Here is a 15,974-nt window from a genome sequence, read left to right on the forward strand (position 1 = left end):
GCGCCGAGGCGATGCGCCCGTCACAGGTGCGCCGGTCCAAGCGCGATGACCGGACCGGTGGCCTGGCCGGTCGGGGAGCCGCCGAAGGGCTCGAGGCTGACGGCGAGAATGACACCCTCGGCAAAGCGGTCGCGCAGGGTATCGGGGACGATGATCTCCCCTTCCCCGGTCTGCGGCAGGACGCCCAGCGAACGCGGTGCCGCCTCGCCCTCGATCAACCAGAGTTCCAGCGATTTTTGCTGCTGCTCGCCGGTTGCGACCGGCGTCACCTGAAGCCTGCCGGATCCGCTGTCGTAGCGCGCGACGAGGCTGATGACGCTGTCCTTGCCGGCAAGTTCGGCGACCAGCGGCCGGCCACCGGCCGAGCGGTCCCACAGCCCCGCTTCGGTTCCCGCGAGAACGGCGGCGACGGCGACGCCGGCAAAGGCCAGGCCACGCCAGAGGGCGAGCGAGTTCCACAGGCCACCCAACGCCGTCCATGACGGATTGCGCCGTGGCGGGCCGTAGATCTTGCTCTCGATCCTGGCGAACAGCGCCTCGGGCGGGATTTCGACGCCGTAGTCCTCATTGAACTGCGAGAGGTTGTCCTCCCAGCGGCGGACGATGGTGGCGAAGGACTGGTCGTGGCGCAGCCGTTCCTCGACCTGCAGGCGATCCTCGACGCCGAGCACGCCGAGCACATATTCTCCGGCGATCACTTCGTCGCGGGAGCGGTCACCCTTGCTCTGGTCTGGCGTCGTCATCCATGCACTCTCTCAATTTCAACAGGCTGCGACGCAGCCATGTGCGCATCGTGTTCAGCGGCACCGCGAACCGATCGGCCAGCTCCTGATAGGACAATCCCTCCACATAGGCATGCCTCACGGCGCGCGCCCGGTCAGGATCCAACTCTTGCAGACAGGTGTCAATCCGCCTTCCTTCCGATCGCAGCACCGCACTTTGTTCGGGATCGGCCGCGCTGTCGGCGAGGTCGACAACCGTCTCCAGCTCTTCCGCCGGCGGGCGCCTCCCCCTCAGACGGTCGATGCAGTGATAGCGGGTGATCGCCGCCAGCCAGCCCATGGCACCATTTCCCGACGAGGCGAAGCTTTCGGCGCGCTGCCAGATCTTCACGAAGACATCCTGCAAAGCCTCCTCGGCATCGGCCCTGTCTCGCAATATACGAAGGCAGATGGCAAAAAGTTTCGGCGAAGAACGGCTGTAGAGCACGGAAAATGCTGAGCGGTCCTTGAGCGCCACCCGGCTCAGCAGTACGGCGATTTCGTCGCTAGGCATCGGCTTTCGGGCCCTCTCCTCCAGACAGCACTCCCCCCGGGCGCAATTTCGTCGTGTCCTACAGGCGTTTACGCCATCCGTTCATCGCCGGATCATCGGCGACGCATATCTTTGCCCGGATTATTCCATCGCGGACGATCTTGCGTTAAAAGGCCGCGAACCAATCACGAGGGCATCCGATGACGGCATCCGAAAGCGAAACCCAGGCGCGGCTCCTTGCTCAGGCCCTGCCCTTCATGCAGCGCTACGAGAACAAGACGATCGTGGTGAAATATGGCGGTCACGCCATGGGCAATGCCGAGCTCGGCAAGGCCTTTGCCGCCGACATCGCGCTTCTGAAGCAGTCGGGCGTAAACCCGATCGTCGTGCACGGCGGCGGCCCGCAGATCGGCGCGATGCTGACGCGGATGGGCATCGAATCGAAGTTCGAGGGGGGCCTTCGCGTCACCGACCAGAAGACCGTCGAGATCGTCGAAATGGTGCTCGCCGGCTCGATCAACAAGGAGATCGTCGCCCTCATCAACCAGACGGGCGAATGGGCGATCGGGCTTTGCGGCAAGGACGGCAACATGGTCTTTGCCGAAAAGGCCAAGAAGACCGTCGTCGATCCGGATTCCAACATCGAGCGCGTGCTCGACCTCGGCTTCGTCGGCGAAGTGGTGGAAGTCGACCGCACGCTGCTCGACCTGCTCGCCAAGTCCGAAATGATCCCGGTCATCGCACCGGTCGCGCCGGGCCGCGACGGGCACACCTACAATATCAACGCCGACACCTTTGCCGGCGCGATCGCCGGGGCCCTGCGCGCCACGCGCCTGCTGTTCCTCACCGACGTTCCGGGCGTGCTCAACAAGGATGGCGAACTGATCAAGGAACTCTCGGTCGCCCAGGCGCGCGCGCTGATCAAGGACGGCACGATCTCCGGCGGCATGATCCCGAAGGTTGAGACCTGCATCGACGCGATCCGCGCCGGCGTGCAGGGCGTGGTCATCCTCAACGGCAAGACGGCGCATTCGGTGCTCCTCGAAATCTTCACCGAACACGGCGCCGGCACGCTGATCGTTCCCTGATCGAGGCTTTGCCGGCTAATCCCAGGCGGTCAGAGGGCAAACAGCCCGACCGGCCGCATCTCGCCTTCGTGGCGCAGGAGAAATTTCTTGCGCCACAGCCCGCCGCCATAGCCGGTGAGCGACCCATCCAAACCGATGCAGCGGTGGCACGGAATGACAATGGCGATCGGATTGGCGCCATTGGCCTTGCCGACCGCCCGCACCGTTTCCATTCCCCCGACATTCCTGGCGATATCGCCATAGGAACAGGTTTCGCCGAGCGGCACCTTCAACAACTCCGCCCAGACCTTCTGCTCGAATTCGCTGCCGGCCGGTGACAGCGGCAGGGTGAAGTCAAAGCGTTCGCCGGCGAAATAGGCCTTGAGCTGCCGACCCGTTGCCGTGGTGATCGCATTGCCGGTGGCTATGACATCGCCGCCGAGACGGCGGCGCTGCCGCTCGAGCCTGTCGGCCGGCGATCCGTCATCCTCAAATCCGAGAACCCGCAAGTGCGTGTCGTCGGCGACGGCAACCAGGTCGCCAACGGGACTGTCGAACCACTCGCAGAACAGCGTTTCCGTCACGTGAGCCAGACCTCCCGCTTGTCGAGGAAGGAATGATAGTGGCTTGGCCAAGTCGCCGCAATCGGTGAGCACGGACGGATATCGGGCCAGCACTCAGACGACGAGCAACAGCAGCACCCCGGCGACGATCAGGACGCAGCCGGCGACCTCCAGACGGTTGATCTTTTCCTTGAAGACGAAGACCGAGGAGGCAAACGTGAAGAGCATCTCGACCTGGGCCAGCGCCTTGACCACCGCCACCTGCTGCAGTGTCATGGCCGTGAACCAGCCGAAGGAGGCGGTCGCGCCGACGAAGCCGACGAGAATGCCGATCTTCCAGGCGGCGCCGACCCGGCGAAGCTCGGCGCGATCACGCCACAGCATCCAGAAGAGCATGGCGAATGTCTGCACGAGTATGACCACCACCAACGTGTAGCTCGCCTGCATGACGCTGTCGGGTGCAGGAAGGCTCGGCTGGAGCGCGAGCGAGGCGGAACGGTAGGCGATGCCCGAAACGCCGAAGAACAGGCCGGACAGGAGGCCAATCAGCGCGGTGCGACTGACGACAGAGGTAAACAGCGCCGACAGTGTCAGCGTCGTGCGCGCCACCGAAATCAGCATGACGCCGAGCACCGACACAATGATGGCCATCAGGGTGGGGACGGTGATCGTCTCACCGAACAGAACCAGCGCGATCAGGGCGGCCTGGGCCGGTTCGGTGCGCGAATAGGCGGTGCCGACGGCGAAGTTGCGGAACGAGAAGAGGTGGACCAGCAGGAAGGTCGCCGAGATCTGGGCAAAGGCGCCGATCACCGCCCAGAAGGCGAAGGCGCCGTCCGGCACCGGCAGCGGCCGGCCGAGGCCATAGTGCAGCACGGCCAGATACACGAGCGCGAAGGGCACCCCGTAGCCGAAGCGCACGAAGGTTGCGCCCGTCGTGCCCATTCGGCCTTTCAGATGCTTTTGCAGGACGGAGCGCAGATTCTGCAGGAATGCGCTGGCGAAGGTGATGAGGATCCAGGCGGGCATGAGGTGCTGTTAGCACCCGGCAACGGGGAACGATAGCCGGCGGCGCTGCGGAAAGCGACGAGTCGGTTAGAAACGTCGGGGCGAGAAAGTCGTCGGCGCGAGGCCTTGCCTTGCGAAGACCTCCGGCTGATCGCTCCCCGTCAACAGGCTGGCGGCGAGCGCGCCGAGCGCGGGCGAACTGAGGATGCCGTAGCCGCCTTGCCCGGCGAGCCAGAAGAAGCGGGGATGGTCGCTGGCCGGCCCGATCACCGGAAGGCGGTCGGGCGCGAAGCTGCGCATGCCGGCCCAACTCTTGGCGATCCGGCGGACCTCCATGGTGGTCGCCGTCTCCAGATGATGCGCTGCCCAGGCGACATCGATCTCCTCCGGCTGGACATCGCCCGGCTCGCAGGGGGTCTCGTCGGCCGGCGAGACGAGCAGGCGGCCGGCATCGGGCTTGATGTAGAACTCGTCGTCCAGTTCGTTGATTTCCGGCATGGTGCGGGCATCGACGCCGTCCGGCAGGTCGACAAGGATCGCGGTTCGCCGATGCGGTACGACACCGATCGGCGCGATGCCGAACAGCGCCGCTGTCGGATCGGCCCAGCCACCGGTGGCATTGACGACGATCCGCGCGGCAATCGTTTCTCCTTCGGTGTCGAGCAGCCAATGGCGGCCATCGTCGCGGGCGGACATGACACCGGCCTTCTGGCGGATGTCAACGCCGGCGCGGCGGGCGCCCTTCACATAGCCCTGCAGGAGGCTTTCGACCTCGATGTCCCAGAATTCCGGATCGTGATAGACGCCGGCGACATAGGCGGGGTCGAGGATCGGCACCATGACTAGGGATTCTTCGACCGACAGCCGTGTGAGATTGTCGGCCTTCGTCCGTTCGGCGGCGAAATGGGCCTCGAACCTTTCCAGTTTTTCCGCATTGGCGATCATCAGCCCGCCGCGCGGCACGAGCAAGGGCACGTCGGTGAAACCCTCCGGCGGACGGTCGAAGAAATCGCGGCTGATGGCGGCCAGCTTGCAGACCTCCGGGCTGTTGTAGCGCAGCACGAATTCCGCTGCCGAGCGGCCGGTCGAGTGATAGCCGAGATTCTCCTCGCGCTCGAGCACCACCACCGAGCGGTCGGCGCCGAGGAAATAGGCGAGCGAGAGGCCAGCGATCCCGCCGCCGAGGATGGCAATGTCATAAGTCTGCATGCATGGTGTTCCCGAATGAAGGCCCATGCTAGCCGGGGACACAGCCCCCATTCAAATTTATAGAGACAAAAGCCACCATCAATCAAATTGATGCAGTACTTCATCCTGGAACAGTTCAAGGCCGTCCATCACGGCCACGAAGGCCTGCTCGGCCGGATTGAGCATGGCGTTGGGATTGCTGATCAGGAAGACCTCGCTGACCGGCAGGTTGCCATAGGGCGGCAACTGCCAGAGCCGGCCGGCCTCGACCCAAGGGCGCACCAGATGATTGGGCAGCATGCCGATGCCGATATTGGCGGCGACCATGCGGATCACCTCCTCGACATGGCTGGACACGGCGCGCACCTCCTGCCCGAAGGAACCGACGGCGCGCACCGCCGTCACCGCATTCATGTGCTGGCCGCCGAGCACGTCGGCGGTAAAGGCGACATAGGGATCGCCGCGCAGGTCGTTGAGCGATGCGCCCTTTACGCCGAACAGCCGGTGGCCGGCACCGCAATAGAGGGCATAACGCTCCAGCTTGTACGGCACCTTCGCCAGGTGATCGGGAATGATGCCGTCGCAGATGCCGATGCTGGCAATGCCGCGCTCGACCGAGCTGATGACATCCGCCGTGGTCTCGATCGTCACGTTCATGGTGACCTTCGGATGGGCACTAAAGAAGCGCGCGGTGCGTTCGTCCCAGCCTGGGTGGTGGACGTGGGAGACCGCATGGACGGAAACATGGCCGGTAATGTCGGCGCCGGCGCCTTCAAGCGTATCCGGCAGGCGAACGACGGCGGCGAAGATGTCGCGCGCCTGACGATAGAGCCGCTCGCCGGCCTCGGTCATCTCGAAGCGGCCGGGGCGGCGGTCGATCAGGCGGTGGCCGGTGGTTTCCTCGAGCCGTTTCAAGGCCATGGAGACGGCCGGCTGCTGCAACAGCAAGCGCGAGGCTGCGGCCGTGATCGACCCTTCTTCGACCACGACGGCAAAGGTCCGCAGCAGATTCCAGTCGAGATTGTGGGCGAAGCGTTCGAGCCGTTTGCTGGCCATGGGGTCGTCCCGGTGAAAGGCACCCCGACAATAAATCACGTTGATATCGACTATTGCAACTATCTATTTCGCTGATGATCCCGCCGTGCTTAGACTGCCCGGCAAGGCGTCGCGACAGGCGTCACAACAAGGGGAACAATCATGAAGAAAACCATTCTGGCGCTGGCCTTCACGGCCCTGACAGCGCTTTCCGCTCAGGCGGCCGACAAGCTGGTGATCGGCACCGAGGGTGCCTATCCGCCCTTCAACTTCGTCTCTGCGGACGGCAAGGTCGGCGGCTTCGACGTCGAGATCGGCATGGCGCTGTGCGCAGAAATGAAGGTCGAGTGCGAAGTGGTGACCCAGGACTGGGACGGCATCATCCCGGCGCTGCAGGCGAAGAAGTTCGACTTCATGATCGCCTCGATGTTCATCACGCCGGAACGGGCCGAGAAGGTCGCCTTCACCAAGTCCTACTACAAGGCGCCGATGACCCACATTGCCCAGAAGGGCGCCAACATCACCGATTTTTCCAACGAGGGCCTGAAGGGCAAGGTGATCGGCGCGCAGTCCGGCACGACCCAGGCGGAATATGCGACCGCCACCTATCCCGACCTGGACATCAAGCTCTACCCGACCCAGGACGAGGTCAACATGGACATGATCAACGGCCGTCTCGACGTCCAGATCGGCGACATGCTGCCGATGATGGACTGGCTGTCGAAGGGCGACGGCGCCAAGTGCTGCGAACTCGTCGGCGCACCGATCGCCGATCCGAAGTTCATCGGCCAGGGCGCCGGCATTGCGGTGCGCAAGGAAGACACCGACCTGCTCGCCAAGCTGAACGCGGCGATCGACGCGATCCGCGCCAACGGCACATATACCGAGATCAACAAGAAGTACTTCCCGATCGACATCTACGAGATGAAGTGATCGGGGCCGCTCGCCCGATCGAAAACCGATCCCCTCGCCGGCAGATGTCGCGAGGGGATTTTCGCATCCGGGATTGGCGGGCCCGGGCCGTTCCGGGCGTTCCGGTCGACGCAGATCGGCTTGCCAAATCCGCCGGTCCTGTCATAACGCGAGCATGACCGACAAAGCCCTTCTGCCGCACAAAGACGACTTCGCCCATGTCCGCGACTGGGTGTTCGACCTCGACAACACGCTCTACCCGCATCACATCAATCTGTTCGCGCAGATCGACCGCAACATGACGGCCTATGTGGCCCAACTGCTGCAGATGGAACCGGCCGAGGCGAAGGTGCTGCAGAAGAAATACTACCACGACCACGGCACGACGCTCGCCGGCCTGATGCAGCACCACGGCGTCGATCCGAACGACTTCCTCGAAAAGGCCCACGCGATCGACTATTCGGCGCTTCTGCCGGACGAGACCCTCGGCGCGGCGATCAAGGCGCTGCCGGGCCGCAAGTTCATCTTTACCAACGGCACGGTCGCCCATGCGGAAGCCGCCGCCCGTGCACTTGGCATTCTCGATCATTTCGACGACATCTTCGACATCGTCGCCGCCGGCTACCAGCCGAAGCCGGCCGGCAGCACCTATGACAAGTTCACCAGCCTGAACCGCATCGACACGCGCCATGCCGCCATGTTCGAGGACCTGCCGCGCAATCTGGCCGTGCCGAAAACCCTTGGCATGAAGACGGTGCTGCTGGTGCCGCGCAATCTTGGCGACGTGGTGCTGGAAAGCTGGGAACTGGCCGACAATACCGACCCGGCGAGCATCGACTATGTCACCGACGACCTTGCCGGCTTCCTTGGACGCCTGATCGACCTGTCGGCTTGACGGAATTCAAATATTACCAAAGCTTCACCCAGCTTACCGATGTTTAAGTAGGTTCTTGCATTCGGCCGCCCTAGATTTCCTTCATCACCACTGGATGAAAGGAAAACTTCCATGACCGGCAAGACACTCACCCTCGCAGCCATCGTCGGCGGCCTCCTGATCGGCACCTCGGCGACCGCTGTTCTCGCCCGGCAGGACATGGGACGCGGTCCCGGCGGCGCAGGCATGTTCGTCCGCATGCTGCAGGAATTCGACACCAACAAGGACGGCAAGATTGCCAAGGACGAAGCGACGGCCGCCAGGGACAAGATGTTCGCGACCGTCGACGCCGACAACGACGGCGTGCTGACGCCCGGCGAGTTCCGCAAGCATCGCGAAGCCATGCGCGCCGCCCGCCAGGCGGAAATGCAGGCCAATGCACCAGCGCAGAACGGCCAGGGCCAGGGTAATGGTCCTGCCGTGGGTCAGGGTCAGGGTCAGGGTCAGGGTCAGGGCAATGGTCCCGGCGCCGGCCAGGGTCAAGGCCCGCAGGACGGCTCGGGTCCGATGAATGCCGAACCGCCGCGTGACGGAACGGGCAACCAGTTCGGCTGGAACCGTGACGACGATCGCGGACCGCGGGGCGAACGTGGTCAGCATCACGGCTGGGGTCGTGGCTGGGACGATGAAGATGGCCCACGACCGGGCAAGCATCACGGCATGCGCGACGGCGAACGCGGTCCCGGAATGGGCCGTGGCGGCCCGATGGGCGAGCAGATGGGTCAACGCGGTCCGGGCGGCATGATGCGCATGGCCGACACCGACGAGAACGGCCAGATCAGCAAGGAAGAAGCGACCGCCGTCGCCGACAAGATGTTCACCCAGATGGACACCGACAAGGACGGCTTCATCACGGCCGACGACCTGCCCAAGCGTGGCTTCTGGGGCCGTTAAGGCCCGCCAAAGCCTGGAGCTGCAATGGGTCCGCGACTTCTGTCGCGGGCCCATTCGCATTCAGTGCTCATAGTGGTCCGCGATGATCTGCCAGGCCTGATCGGCAGTCTCGACGAAATGCAGCAGTTTCAGGTCATCCGGGGCGATCGTTCCGAAATCCGCCAGCGCCTCGAAATCGACGATGCGCCGCCAGAAGGCCTCGCCAAACAAGATGAGCGGGATCGGCGCCATGCGTTTGGTCTGGATCAGGGTCACCGACTCGAAGAACTCGTCCAGCGTGCCGAAGCCGCCGGGGAAGATGGCGATTGCCTTGGCGCGCATGAGGAAATGCATCTTGCGGATGGCGAAATAGTGGAAGTTGAAGCTGAGCTCCGGTGTCACATAGGGGTTCGGCGCCTGCTCGTGCGGCAGAACGATGTTGAGCCCGATGGTCGGTGCGCCGACTTCGGCCGCCCCGCGGTTGCCGGCCTCCATCACCCCCGGCCCACCGCCGGTCGTCACGACATATTCCCGATGGTCGTGGGTGGCTGCGTGCTCGGCGCACAGCCGAGCGAACTTGCGCGCCTCTTCATAATAGACGGATGCCGCCATCAGATTGGCGCGCTGCGTTTCGTTGCGGGCCGCCCAGGCATCCTTGCCGGGCTCGGGGATGCGTGCACCTCCGAACATGACGACAGTCGACTTGATGCCGCGCTCGGCGAGAATCATCTCGACCTTCAGCAATTCCAGTTGCAACCGCACCGGGCGCAGTTCCTCGCGCATCATGAAATCGTCGTCGACATAGGCAAGCCGGTAAGACGGGGATTCTGACTGAGGCGTCCGGGGCACCTCGGCGGCGCGTCTGCGGTCGGTCTGGCTGTCTTTGAGTGCGACCCAAGATCCGTCCTTGCTCCGTTCTCGGCCATTCGAGGATTTTGCCATTTGTCGTGCCTTTCATTGTCGCGATCGGAGACGCCGAATGCGCCGGCGGCTGTTTTCAACCCCGGTCGAATGCGCTAGAGCAGTCACCAGTTCCCGATTGCGAATGCGGATATCGTCCGGTTCAACGATAGACAACGAAGTTTAAGGAATTCAGATGAACGCCACGGATCTCAGTGCCCTCGAACACGTCATCGATGCGGCTTTCGACAATCGCGACACGGTCACCACCGCGACCCGCGGCGAGATCCGCGACGCCATCGAGACCGCGCTCAACCTGCTCGACAGCGGCAAGGCGCGTGTCGCCACACGCGGCGAGGACGGCAATTGGACGGTTCACCAGTGGCTGAAAAAGGCCGTGCTTCTGTCCTTCCGCCTGAACGGCATGGAAGTGGTGAGCGGCGGCCCCGGTGGCTCGACCTGGTGGGACAAGGTTCCCTCCAAGTTCGAGGGCTGGAGCGCCAATGAATTCGAGCGCGCCGGCTTCCGCGCCGTGCCCAACGCCGTGGTGCGTCGCTCGGCCTATATCGCGCCCAACGCCATCCTGATGCCGTCCTTCGTCAATCTCGGCGCCTATGTCGGCGAAGGGACCATGGTCGACACCTGGGCGACCGTCGGCTCCTGCGCCCAGATCGGCGCCCATGTGCATTTGTCCGGCGGCGTCGGCATCGGTGGCGTTCTGGAACCGATGCAAGCCGGCCCGACCATCATCGAGGACAACTGCTTCATCGGCGCCCGTTCCGAAGTCGTTGAAGGCTGCATCATCCGCGAGGGCTCGGTACTCGGCATGGGCGTGTTCATCGGCAAGTCGACCAAGATCGTCGACCGCGCCACCGGCGAGATCTCCTATGGCGAAGTGCCGCCCTATTCCGTCGTGGTCGCCGGCTCGCTGGCGTCCGACAAGACCATGGCCAACGGCCAACCGGCTCCGAACCTCTACTGTGCGGTGATCGTCAAGCGCGTCGACGCGCAGACCCGCTCGAAGACCGGCATCAACGAGCTGCTTCGGGACTGATCAGGATGCAGGCGTCCGCCCGGCGGCCGACCATCAGCTGGCTGCTCTTCAGCCCGTCCGGCCGCGCCGGACGGCAGGTGTTCATCCTCGGCTGGCTGTTCTGGCTGATGATCAATGGCTATACCATCGCCTCGATCGCCCTCCACCGGGAGGACGAGGCGCTGTACCGGCTGTTCAGCCTGCTGTTCTTCGCCGGTTTTGCCGCCTCGTTCGCCTCGACCATCATGCTCGGCATCAAGCGCCTGCACGACATGGGGCTTTCGGGCCTCCTGGTCCTGGTGCTGTTCATTCCCGTTGTGTCTTTCGTCATGCTTTTCGTGCTCTGTCTCTGGCCCTCGCGCCCGGGCGCCAATCCTTATGGGCCGGCACCCGACTGGCCGCAGACCTGACCCTTGCGGCTGGTGACAGTTGCCGGCCGATCGGCTAAACGTCGTTCATCCTCCCGAACGGTCCCGGCCGACGCTGCCGGACCTCCCAAAAAAGCGCCCGAGATCATGAACGCCACCAATCCCATCGACGTCCTCCAGGCACTTATCCGCTGCCCTTCCGTCACACCTGCGGAAGGTGGGGCGCTGACCACGCTCCAGGCCCTGCTCGAACCGCTCGGCTTCGAGGTCATGCGCATGACTGCGAGCGAACCGGGCACGCCCGACATCGAGAACCTCTATGCCCGCCTCGGCAGCGACGGCCCGCATCTGATGTTTGCCGGCCATACCGATGTCGTGCCAGTCGGCAGCGAGGCCGACTGGAGCCACCCGCCCTTTGCCGCGGAGATTGCCGACGGCATGCTCTATGGTCGCGGCGCCGTCGACATGAAGGGCGGAATCGCCTGCTTCGTCACGGCGCTCGCGAGACTGGTCGAGGAAAAGGGTCCGCCGATGGGCTCGGTCTCGCTGCTCATCACCGGCGACGAGGAAGGACCTGCCGTCAACGGCACCGTCAAGCTGCTCGAATGGGCCAAGCAGAAGGGCGAGCACTGGGACGCCTGCCTGGTCGGCGAGCCGACCAATCCGGACCAGCTCGGCGATATGATCAAGATCGGCCGGCGCGGCTCGGTCTCCGCGACCGTCACCGTGCGCGGCGTGCAGGGGCACGCGGCCTATCCGCATCTCGCCGACAATCCGGTGCGCGGCGCGGTGCGTCTGGCCGATGCGCTGATGCACCCGCCCTTCGATCACGGCACCGACAATTTCCAGCCGTCCAATCTCGAGGTCACGTCGATCGACGTCGGCAATCCGGCGACTAATGTCATTCCCGCATCGACCAGCTTCAAGTTCAACATCCGGTTCAACGATGTCTGGACCGCGGAAACCGTGCAGGCCGAGATCCTGCGCCGGCTGGACGAGGCGGCCGCCGACAGCCATCTGCGGCCGGGGCGCGATCCCGTCGCCTATGACATCGTCTGGTCGGAGCGGCCGAGCCATGTCTTCCTCACCCGCGACGATGCACTGATCGGCTCGCTGTCGCGCGCGATCGAGACGGTGACGGGCGCGACGCCGCAGCTTTCGACCACCGGCGGCACATCGGACGCACGCTTCATCAAGGACTATTGCCCTGTGGTGGAGTTCGGCCTGGTCGGCCAGACCATGCACATGGTCGATGAGCGGGTGGCGGTCGAAGACCTGGAAACGCTGACCCGGATCTACAAGACCTTCATCGAGCAATGGTTCGACAATGCCAACGCTTAAGGAGGTCGAGTTCTATCTCACAGGCCTCTGGCTGCTGTTCAGGCAGGATCCCAACGGCCTTGCCTATCTGGATTTTTCCGATCGCGGCGCCTTACGTTCGTTCTGGGCGGCCTTTTTCGCGCTACCGACGACACTACTGACCTTCCTGTGGTGGCGCGGCCTCTATCTGAAGTCCATGCCGGAGGGCGCCGATGTCGGCCCGCTTTTCTTCTTCCGCCTCGGGCTGGTCGAGATCGCCAACTGGATCGTGCCGCTGGTGCTCGTCGGGCTGGTCTGCTGGATGGTCGGGATCGGCGCCCGCTTCCTCTCCATCGTCGTCATCGCCAATTGGCTGACCCTGCCGATCGCTTACGCCTACTCCGTCATTCTGCTGATCATGATGCTGGTGCCCGGCCTCACCGGCCTTGCCGTGCTTCTGTCCTACGTGCTCGCCTTCGCATTGATCATGGCGTTGTTCCGCATTCTGCGCATGGTGCTGGGCGACCACGTGCTGACGATCGCGACAGTCACCATGGTCCTGCTCGTGCCAGGAATGATCCTTTCGGAGGTGCTGGAGCGCTTCCTCGACGTCTATCCCGGCTGACGGCTCAGATCGACCGCTGGTTGACCCGCTTCGACAATTCGGCCGCCGTCTCGACCCGCTCGGAATAGCGCTCCACCAGATAGTCGGAACGCTCGCGCAACAACAAGGTCAGCTTGACCAGTTCCTCCATCACGTCGACGACGCGCTCGTAATAGGAGGACGGCTTCATCCGCCCGGCTTCGTCGAATTCGCTGAAGGCCTTCGGCACGGACGACTGGTTGGGGATGGTGAACATCCGCATCCAGCGGCCGAGAACGCGCATCTGGTTGAGGGAATTGAAGCTTTGCGAACCGCCGCAGACCTGCATGAGTGCCAGAGTGCGACCCTGTGTCGGGCGCACGGCCCCGATCGACAGCGGCAGCCAGTCGATCTGCGTCTTCATCGCGCCCGACATGGCGCCATGGCGCTCCGGCGAGCACCAGACCTGGCCCTCCGACCAGAGAGACAATTCACGCAGTTCCTGCACCTTGGGATGGGAGGCCTCGACTTCGTCGGCAAGCGGCAAGCCGTGCGGATCGTAGATGCGAACCTCCGCGCCATAGCGGCGCAGGATGCGGGCCGCCTCCTCGGTCAGGAGCCGCGAATAGGAACGCTCCCGCAAAGAGCCGTAGAGCATAAGGATGCGCGGCGGATGGGTCATGCGCTCCGGCTGGAACAGGCGCGCCTCGTCGACCGGGCGAAACTGGCTGTCGTCGATGTTCGGCGTATCGGTATCCTCGAGGCTCATTCGGCCGCACCACCGGTCTTGACGACTTCGCCGTCTTCCTTGGTGTAGGTGTCGACGGGATTGTCCAGGAGCGCCAGAACGGTCTCCGACGGACGGCACAGGCGCGTGCCCTTGTCCGTCTCGACGATCGGGCGATTGATGAGAATCGGATGCGCCATCATCGCATCGATCAGTTGTTCGTCGGAGAGGCCCTCGTCATCGAGACCGAGCTCCTCGTAGGGTGTCCCCTTCTTGCGCAGCAGTTCGCGCGGCGCAATGCCCATCTTGCCGATCAGCTCGACCAACCGCTCGCGGCTGGGCGGGGTCTTCAGGTATTCGATGACCACGGGTTCTTCGCCCGACAGGCGGATCATTTCTAGCGTGTTGCGGGAGGTTCCGCAGGCTGGGTTGTGATAGATGGTGACGGGCACGGCGCTCTCCATATTTCGAAACTTCTTGAAATATGGATATGTCATTTCGCGACGCATGACAAGCGCCGCGCCAGGGACCATCAGACCAGATCGTCGCCCGGATAATCCACGCGCAGAAAGAAGAGCCCTTCCGGCGGCGCGACCGGGCCGCAGGCGGCGCGGTCGCGCGCCTTGAGCGCTGCCTCCACGTCGTCCGGCGTCATCTTGCCTTCCCCGGCGAGCTTCAGCGTGCCGGCGAACGAGCGAATCTGGTTGTGCAGAAAACTCTGCGCCGTGGCACGGATCTCGATCAGGTCCTCGGTCCTTGTCACGTCCAGCCGGTCGAGGGTTCGCATCGGGCTGTTGGCCTGACAATGCGCCGAGCGGAAGGTGGTGAAGTCATGGTGGCCGACAAGCCGCTGGGCGGCCGCGTGCATGACTTCGTGATCAAGCGGTTTCGACACCCACCAGGCGCGCTCGGCCTCGAGTGCGAGGCGCGAGGGCCGTGTGATGATGCGATAGAGATAGTGTCGGCGGATCGCGGAAAAACGCGCATCGAAACTGTCATCGACCGCGCGGACGTCGAGCACGGCGACCCTTTCGCTGGCCAGGGCCAGATAGGCGTTCAGCGCATTGCGCAGCTTGTAGGGCACCCAGGCACGTGTCAGGTCGACATGAACGACCTGACCCTTGGCATGAACGCCGGAATCGGTGCGGCCGGCACCGCGGACCGACGCCGTTTCGCCGGTCAGCGACAGGACCGCATTTTCGAGTGCGCTCTGCACCGAATGGCCGTTGTCCTGGCGTTGCCAGCCGACATAGGGGGAACCGTCATATTCGACGGTCATGCGGAAACGCGGCATCAGCTCAGAACCGTTCCGGGCGAAACGGGCGTACCACGCAGGAAATCGGCCGCATCCAGCTGCTTGCCGCCAGCTCTCTGCAAACGGGTTAGGCGGACGGCACCCTGCCCGCAGGCAATGGTCAGCGATCGATCGAGGACCGCGCCGGGGGCGCCCTCGCCTTCGGCCGGGGTCGAGCCGAGAACCTTGACCCTCTCGGGCTTGCCGTTCACCGCAAGCTCGAACCATGCGCCGGGAAAGGGCGACAGGCTACGAATGTGATTGTGCACCTCAGCCCCGTCGCGGGAAAAATCGATGCGCGTTTCGCTCTTGTCGATCTTGGCCGCATAGACCACGCCCTCATCGGACTGGGGAACCGTCGCAAGCGTTCCCGCCTCGAGAGCAGCCATCGCTTCGACCATGGCTTCGGCGCCGACGGCGCTCAAGCGATCATGCAGTTCGCCCGCGGTCATGTCCGGCCCGATCGCAACCTTGCGGGTGAGCGCCACGGGGCCGGTATCGAGGCCCTTGTCCATCTTCATCACCATCATGCCGGTTTCGGCGTCGCCGGCCATGATGGCACGCTGGATCGGAGCCGCTCCGCGCCAACGCGGCAGGAGCGAGGCATGGCCATTGAAAGCGCCGAGCCTTGTGCCGGTCAGGATCGCCTCCGGCAAGAGCAAGCCATAGGCGACGACCACCGCGACATCGGCACCGAAGGCACGGAAACGGTCCCGGTCTTCCTCGGCACGAAAATTCAAAGGATGCAGAACCGGCAGGCCGAGCCGCTCGGCGGAAAGATGAACCGGGGACTTCTGCAGGTCCAGCCCGCGACGTCCACCCGGACGGGGCGGCTGGGTATAGACCGCGACGATCTCGTGGCCGGCGGCGGCGAGCGCCTCCAGCGTGGCCACGGAAAACTCCGGCGTGCCCATGAAGATGATGCGAAGTGCCATG

General features: G+C 64.1%; 19 protein-coding genes. 8 read left to right on the forward strand and 11 right to left on the reverse strand.

The annotated features are described in order from the left end of the window. Window positions 1-20 precede the first annotated feature (20 nt). Both RHIZ70P_RS01540 and RHIZ70P_RS01545 read right to left on the reverse strand, forming a co-directional pair. Window positions 21-743 (reverse strand): anti-sigma factor, encoded by a 723-nt coding sequence (locus RHIZ70P_RS01540; RefSeq protein ID WP_115668612.1) that lies wholly within the window; start codon window positions 741-743, stop codon window positions 21-23. Then, the gene (locus RHIZ70P_RS01545) at window positions 715-1,275 is read right to left on the reverse strand and encodes a sigma-70 family RNA polymerase sigma factor (RefSeq protein WP_115668613.1); all 561 of its coding nucleotides are present in this window, start codon (window positions 1,273-1,275) and stop codon (window positions 715-717) included. Before RHIZ70P_RS01545 ends, RHIZ70P_RS01540 begins: the two co-directional genes overlap by 29 nt. A 179-nt stretch (window positions 1,276-1,454) precedes the next feature. On the opposite strand from RHIZ70P_RS01545, the gene argB reads away from it, so the two are divergent. Then, window positions 1,455-2,342, forward strand: a complete 888-nt coding sequence (gene argB / locus RHIZ70P_RS01550; protein WP_115668614.1) for an acetylglutamate kinase — start codon at window positions 1,455-1,457, stop codon at window positions 2,340-2,342. A gap of 29 nt (window positions 2,343-2,371) precedes the next feature. On the opposite strand, the gene RHIZ70P_RS01555 is transcribed toward argB, so the two are convergent. The 4 genes from RHIZ70P_RS01555 to RHIZ70P_RS01570 all read right to left on the reverse strand — a co-directional run bounded on the left by RHIZ70P_RS01555 (window position 2,372) and on the right by RHIZ70P_RS01570 (window position 6,136). Further along, window positions 2,372-2,905: a methylated-DNA--[protein]-cysteine S-methyltransferase gene (locus RHIZ70P_RS01555; RefSeq protein ID WP_181903919.1), complete on the reverse strand. Its 534-nt coding sequence runs from the start codon at window positions 2,903-2,905 to the stop codon at window positions 2,372-2,374. A gap of 93 nt (window positions 2,906-2,998) precedes the next feature. Further along, window positions 2,999-3,913 (reverse strand): EamA family transporter, encoded by a 915-nt coding sequence (locus tag RHIZ70P_RS01560; RefSeq protein WP_115668616.1) that lies wholly within the window; start codon window positions 3,911-3,913, stop codon window positions 2,999-3,001. Between the two features lie 66 nt (window positions 3,914-3,979). Next, window positions 3,980-5,101, reverse strand: coding sequence for an NAD(P)/FAD-dependent oxidoreductase (locus RHIZ70P_RS01565; RefSeq protein WP_115668617.1), 1,122 nt, complete (start codon window positions 5,099-5,101; stop codon window positions 3,980-3,982). A 78-nt stretch (window positions 5,102-5,179) separates the two neighbouring features. Continuing rightward, window positions 5,180-6,136, reverse strand: a complete 957-nt coding sequence (locus RHIZ70P_RS01570; RefSeq protein WP_115668618.1) for a LysR family transcriptional regulator — start codon at window positions 6,134-6,136, stop codon at window positions 5,180-5,182. A 141-nt stretch (window positions 6,137-6,277) separates the two neighbouring features. Here RHIZ70P_RS01570 and RHIZ70P_RS01575 point away from each other — a divergent pair, with 141 nt between their 5' ends. The 3 genes from RHIZ70P_RS01575 (at window position 6,278) to RHIZ70P_RS01585 (ending at window position 8,855) form a co-directional block, all read left to right on the forward strand. Further along, on the forward strand, window positions 6,278-7,048 hold the full coding sequence (locus RHIZ70P_RS01575; protein ID WP_115668619.1) for an ABC transporter substrate-binding protein: 771 nt from the start codon (window positions 6,278-6,280) through the stop codon (window positions 7,046-7,048). Between the two features lie 154 nt (window positions 7,049-7,202). Further along, window positions 7,203-7,922: a pyrimidine 5'-nucleotidase gene (locus tag RHIZ70P_RS01580; protein WP_115668620.1), complete on the forward strand. Its 720-nt coding sequence runs from the start codon at window positions 7,203-7,205 to the stop codon at window positions 7,920-7,922. Between the two features lie 111 nt (window positions 7,923-8,033). Continuing rightward, a complete protein-coding gene (locus RHIZ70P_RS01585; protein ID WP_115668621.1) occupies window positions 8,034-8,855 on the forward strand; it encodes a calcium-binding protein in 822 nt (273 codons plus the stop codon). A gap of 60 nt (window positions 8,856-8,915) precedes the next feature. On the opposite strand, the gene RHIZ70P_RS01590 is transcribed toward RHIZ70P_RS01585, so the two are convergent. Continuing rightward, window positions 8,916-9,776 (reverse strand): LOG family protein, encoded by an 861-nt coding sequence (locus RHIZ70P_RS01590; RefSeq protein WP_115668622.1) that lies wholly within the window; start codon window positions 9,774-9,776, stop codon window positions 8,916-8,918. Window positions 9,777-9,930: 154 nt separating this feature from the next. Between RHIZ70P_RS01590 and dapD the strand changes: the two genes are divergently transcribed. From dapD to RHIZ70P_RS01610, 4 genes are all read left to right on the forward strand, one after another. Then, window positions 9,931-10,788: a 2,3,4,5-tetrahydropyridine-2,6-dicarboxylate N-succinyltransferase gene (dapD, locus tag RHIZ70P_RS01595; protein WP_115668623.1), complete on the forward strand. Its 858-nt coding sequence runs from the start codon at window positions 9,931-9,933 to the stop codon at window positions 10,786-10,788. 5 nt (window positions 10,789-10,793) lie between these two features. Further along, window positions 10,794-11,177 (forward strand): DUF805 domain-containing protein, encoded by a 384-nt coding sequence (locus RHIZ70P_RS01600; RefSeq protein ID WP_115668624.1) that lies wholly within the window; start codon window positions 10,794-10,796, stop codon window positions 11,175-11,177. Window positions 11,178-11,282: 105 nt separating this feature from the next. Then, window positions 11,283-12,476: a succinyl-diaminopimelate desuccinylase gene (gene dapE / locus RHIZ70P_RS01605; RefSeq protein ID WP_115668625.1), complete on the forward strand. Its 1,194-nt coding sequence runs from the start codon at window positions 11,283-11,285 to the stop codon at window positions 12,474-12,476. Next, window positions 12,463-13,059: a hypothetical protein gene (locus RHIZ70P_RS01610; protein WP_115668626.1), complete on the forward strand. Its 597-nt coding sequence runs from the start codon at window positions 12,463-12,465 to the stop codon at window positions 13,057-13,059. Before dapE ends, RHIZ70P_RS01610 begins: the two co-directional genes overlap by 14 nt. Window positions 13,060-13,063: 4 nt before the next feature. On the opposite strand, the gene arsH is transcribed toward RHIZ70P_RS01610, so the two are convergent. The 4 genes from arsH to fmt form a co-directional block, all read right to left on the reverse strand. Further along, window positions 13,064-13,786, reverse strand: a complete 723-nt coding sequence (arsH, locus tag RHIZ70P_RS01615; protein ID WP_115668627.1) for an arsenical resistance protein ArsH — start codon at window positions 13,784-13,786, stop codon at window positions 13,064-13,066. Continuing rightward, a complete protein-coding gene (gene arsC, locus RHIZ70P_RS01620) occupies window positions 13,783-14,196 on the reverse strand; it encodes an arsenate reductase (glutaredoxin) (RefSeq protein WP_115669032.1) in 414 nt (137 codons plus the stop codon). The genes arsH and arsC overlap by 4 nt, the downstream gene beginning before the upstream one ends. Before the next feature lie 80 nt (window positions 14,197-14,276). Continuing rightward, window positions 14,277-15,038, reverse strand: a complete 762-nt coding sequence (truA, locus tag RHIZ70P_RS01625) for a tRNA pseudouridine(38-40) synthase TruA (RefSeq protein WP_115668628.1) — start codon at window positions 15,036-15,038, stop codon at window positions 14,277-14,279. Next, on the reverse strand, window positions 15,038-15,973 hold the full coding sequence (fmt, locus tag RHIZ70P_RS01630) for a methionyl-tRNA formyltransferase (protein WP_115668629.1): 936 nt from the start codon (window positions 15,971-15,973) through the stop codon (window positions 15,038-15,040). Before fmt ends, truA begins: the two co-directional genes overlap by 1 nt. Window position 15,974: the final 1 nt, after the last annotated feature.

The sequence above is a fragment of the Paenirhizobium selenitireducens ATCC BAA-1503 genome, assembly GCF_900492185.1.
Lineage (GTDB): Bacteria > Pseudomonadota > Alphaproteobacteria > Rhizobiales > Rhizobiaceae > Allorhizobium > Allorhizobium selenitireducens_A.

Excerpts from the sequence above, each read along its gene's own strand:
- RHIZ70P_RS01540 (WP_115668612.1), bottom strand. The coding sequence starts at position 743 with ATGACGACGCCAGACCAGAGCAAGGGTGACCGCTCCCGCGACGAAGTG.
- dapE (WP_115668625.1), top strand. The coding sequence starts at position 11,283 with ATGAACGCCACCAATCCCATCGACGTCCTCCAGGCACTTATCCGCTGC.
- dapD (WP_115668623.1), top strand. The coding sequence starts at position 9,931 with ATGAACGCCACGGATCTCAGTGCCCTCGAACACGTCATCGATGCGGCT.
- RHIZ70P_RS01580 (WP_115668620.1), top strand. The coding sequence starts at position 7,203 with ATGACCGACAAAGCCCTTCTGCCGCACAAAGACGACTTCGCCCATGTC.
- RHIZ70P_RS01590 (WP_115668622.1), bottom strand. The coding sequence starts at position 9,776 with ATGGCAAAATCCTCGAATGGCCGAGAACGGAGCAAGGACGGATCTTGG.
- RHIZ70P_RS01545 (WP_115668613.1), bottom strand. The coding sequence starts at position 1,275 with ATGCCTAGCGACGAAATCGCCGTACTGCTGAGCCGGGTGGCGCTCAAG.
- fmt (WP_115668629.1), bottom strand. The coding sequence starts at position 15,973 with ATGGCACTTCGCATCATCTTCATGGGCACGCCGGAGTTTTCCGTGGCC.
- RHIZ70P_RS01565 (WP_115668617.1), bottom strand. The coding sequence starts at position 5,101 with ATGCAGACTTATGACATTGCCATCCTCGGCGGCGGGATCGCTGGCCTC.
- RHIZ70P_RS01570 (WP_115668618.1), bottom strand. The coding sequence starts at position 6,136 with ATGGCCAGCAAACGGCTCGAACGCTTCGCCCACAATCTCGACTGGAAT.
- RHIZ70P_RS01585 (WP_115668621.1), top strand. The coding sequence starts at position 8,034 with ATGACCGGCAAGACACTCACCCTCGCAGCCATCGTCGGCGGCCTCCTG.
- RHIZ70P_RS01575 (WP_115668619.1), top strand. The coding sequence starts at position 6,278 with ATGAAGAAAACCATTCTGGCGCTGGCCTTCACGGCCCTGACAGCGCTT.
- arsH (WP_115668627.1), bottom strand. The coding sequence starts at position 13,786 with ATGAGCCTCGAGGATACCGATACGCCGAACATCGACGACAGCCAGTTT.
- RHIZ70P_RS01560 (WP_115668616.1), bottom strand. The coding sequence starts at position 3,913 with ATGCCCGCCTGGATCCTCATCACCTTCGCCAGCGCATTCCTGCAGAAT.
- truA (WP_115668628.1), bottom strand. The coding sequence starts at position 15,038 with ATGCCGCGTTTCCGCATGACCGTCGAATATGACGGTTCCCCCTATGTC.
- RHIZ70P_RS01610 (WP_115668626.1), top strand. The coding sequence starts at position 12,463 with ATGCCAACGCTTAAGGAGGTCGAGTTCTATCTCACAGGCCTCTGGCTG.
- argB (WP_115668614.1), top strand. The coding sequence starts at position 1,455 with ATGACGGCATCCGAAAGCGAAACCCAGGCGCGGCTCCTTGCTCAGGCC.
- RHIZ70P_RS01600 (WP_115668624.1), top strand. The coding sequence starts at position 10,794 with ATGCAGGCGTCCGCCCGGCGGCCGACCATCAGCTGGCTGCTCTTCAGC.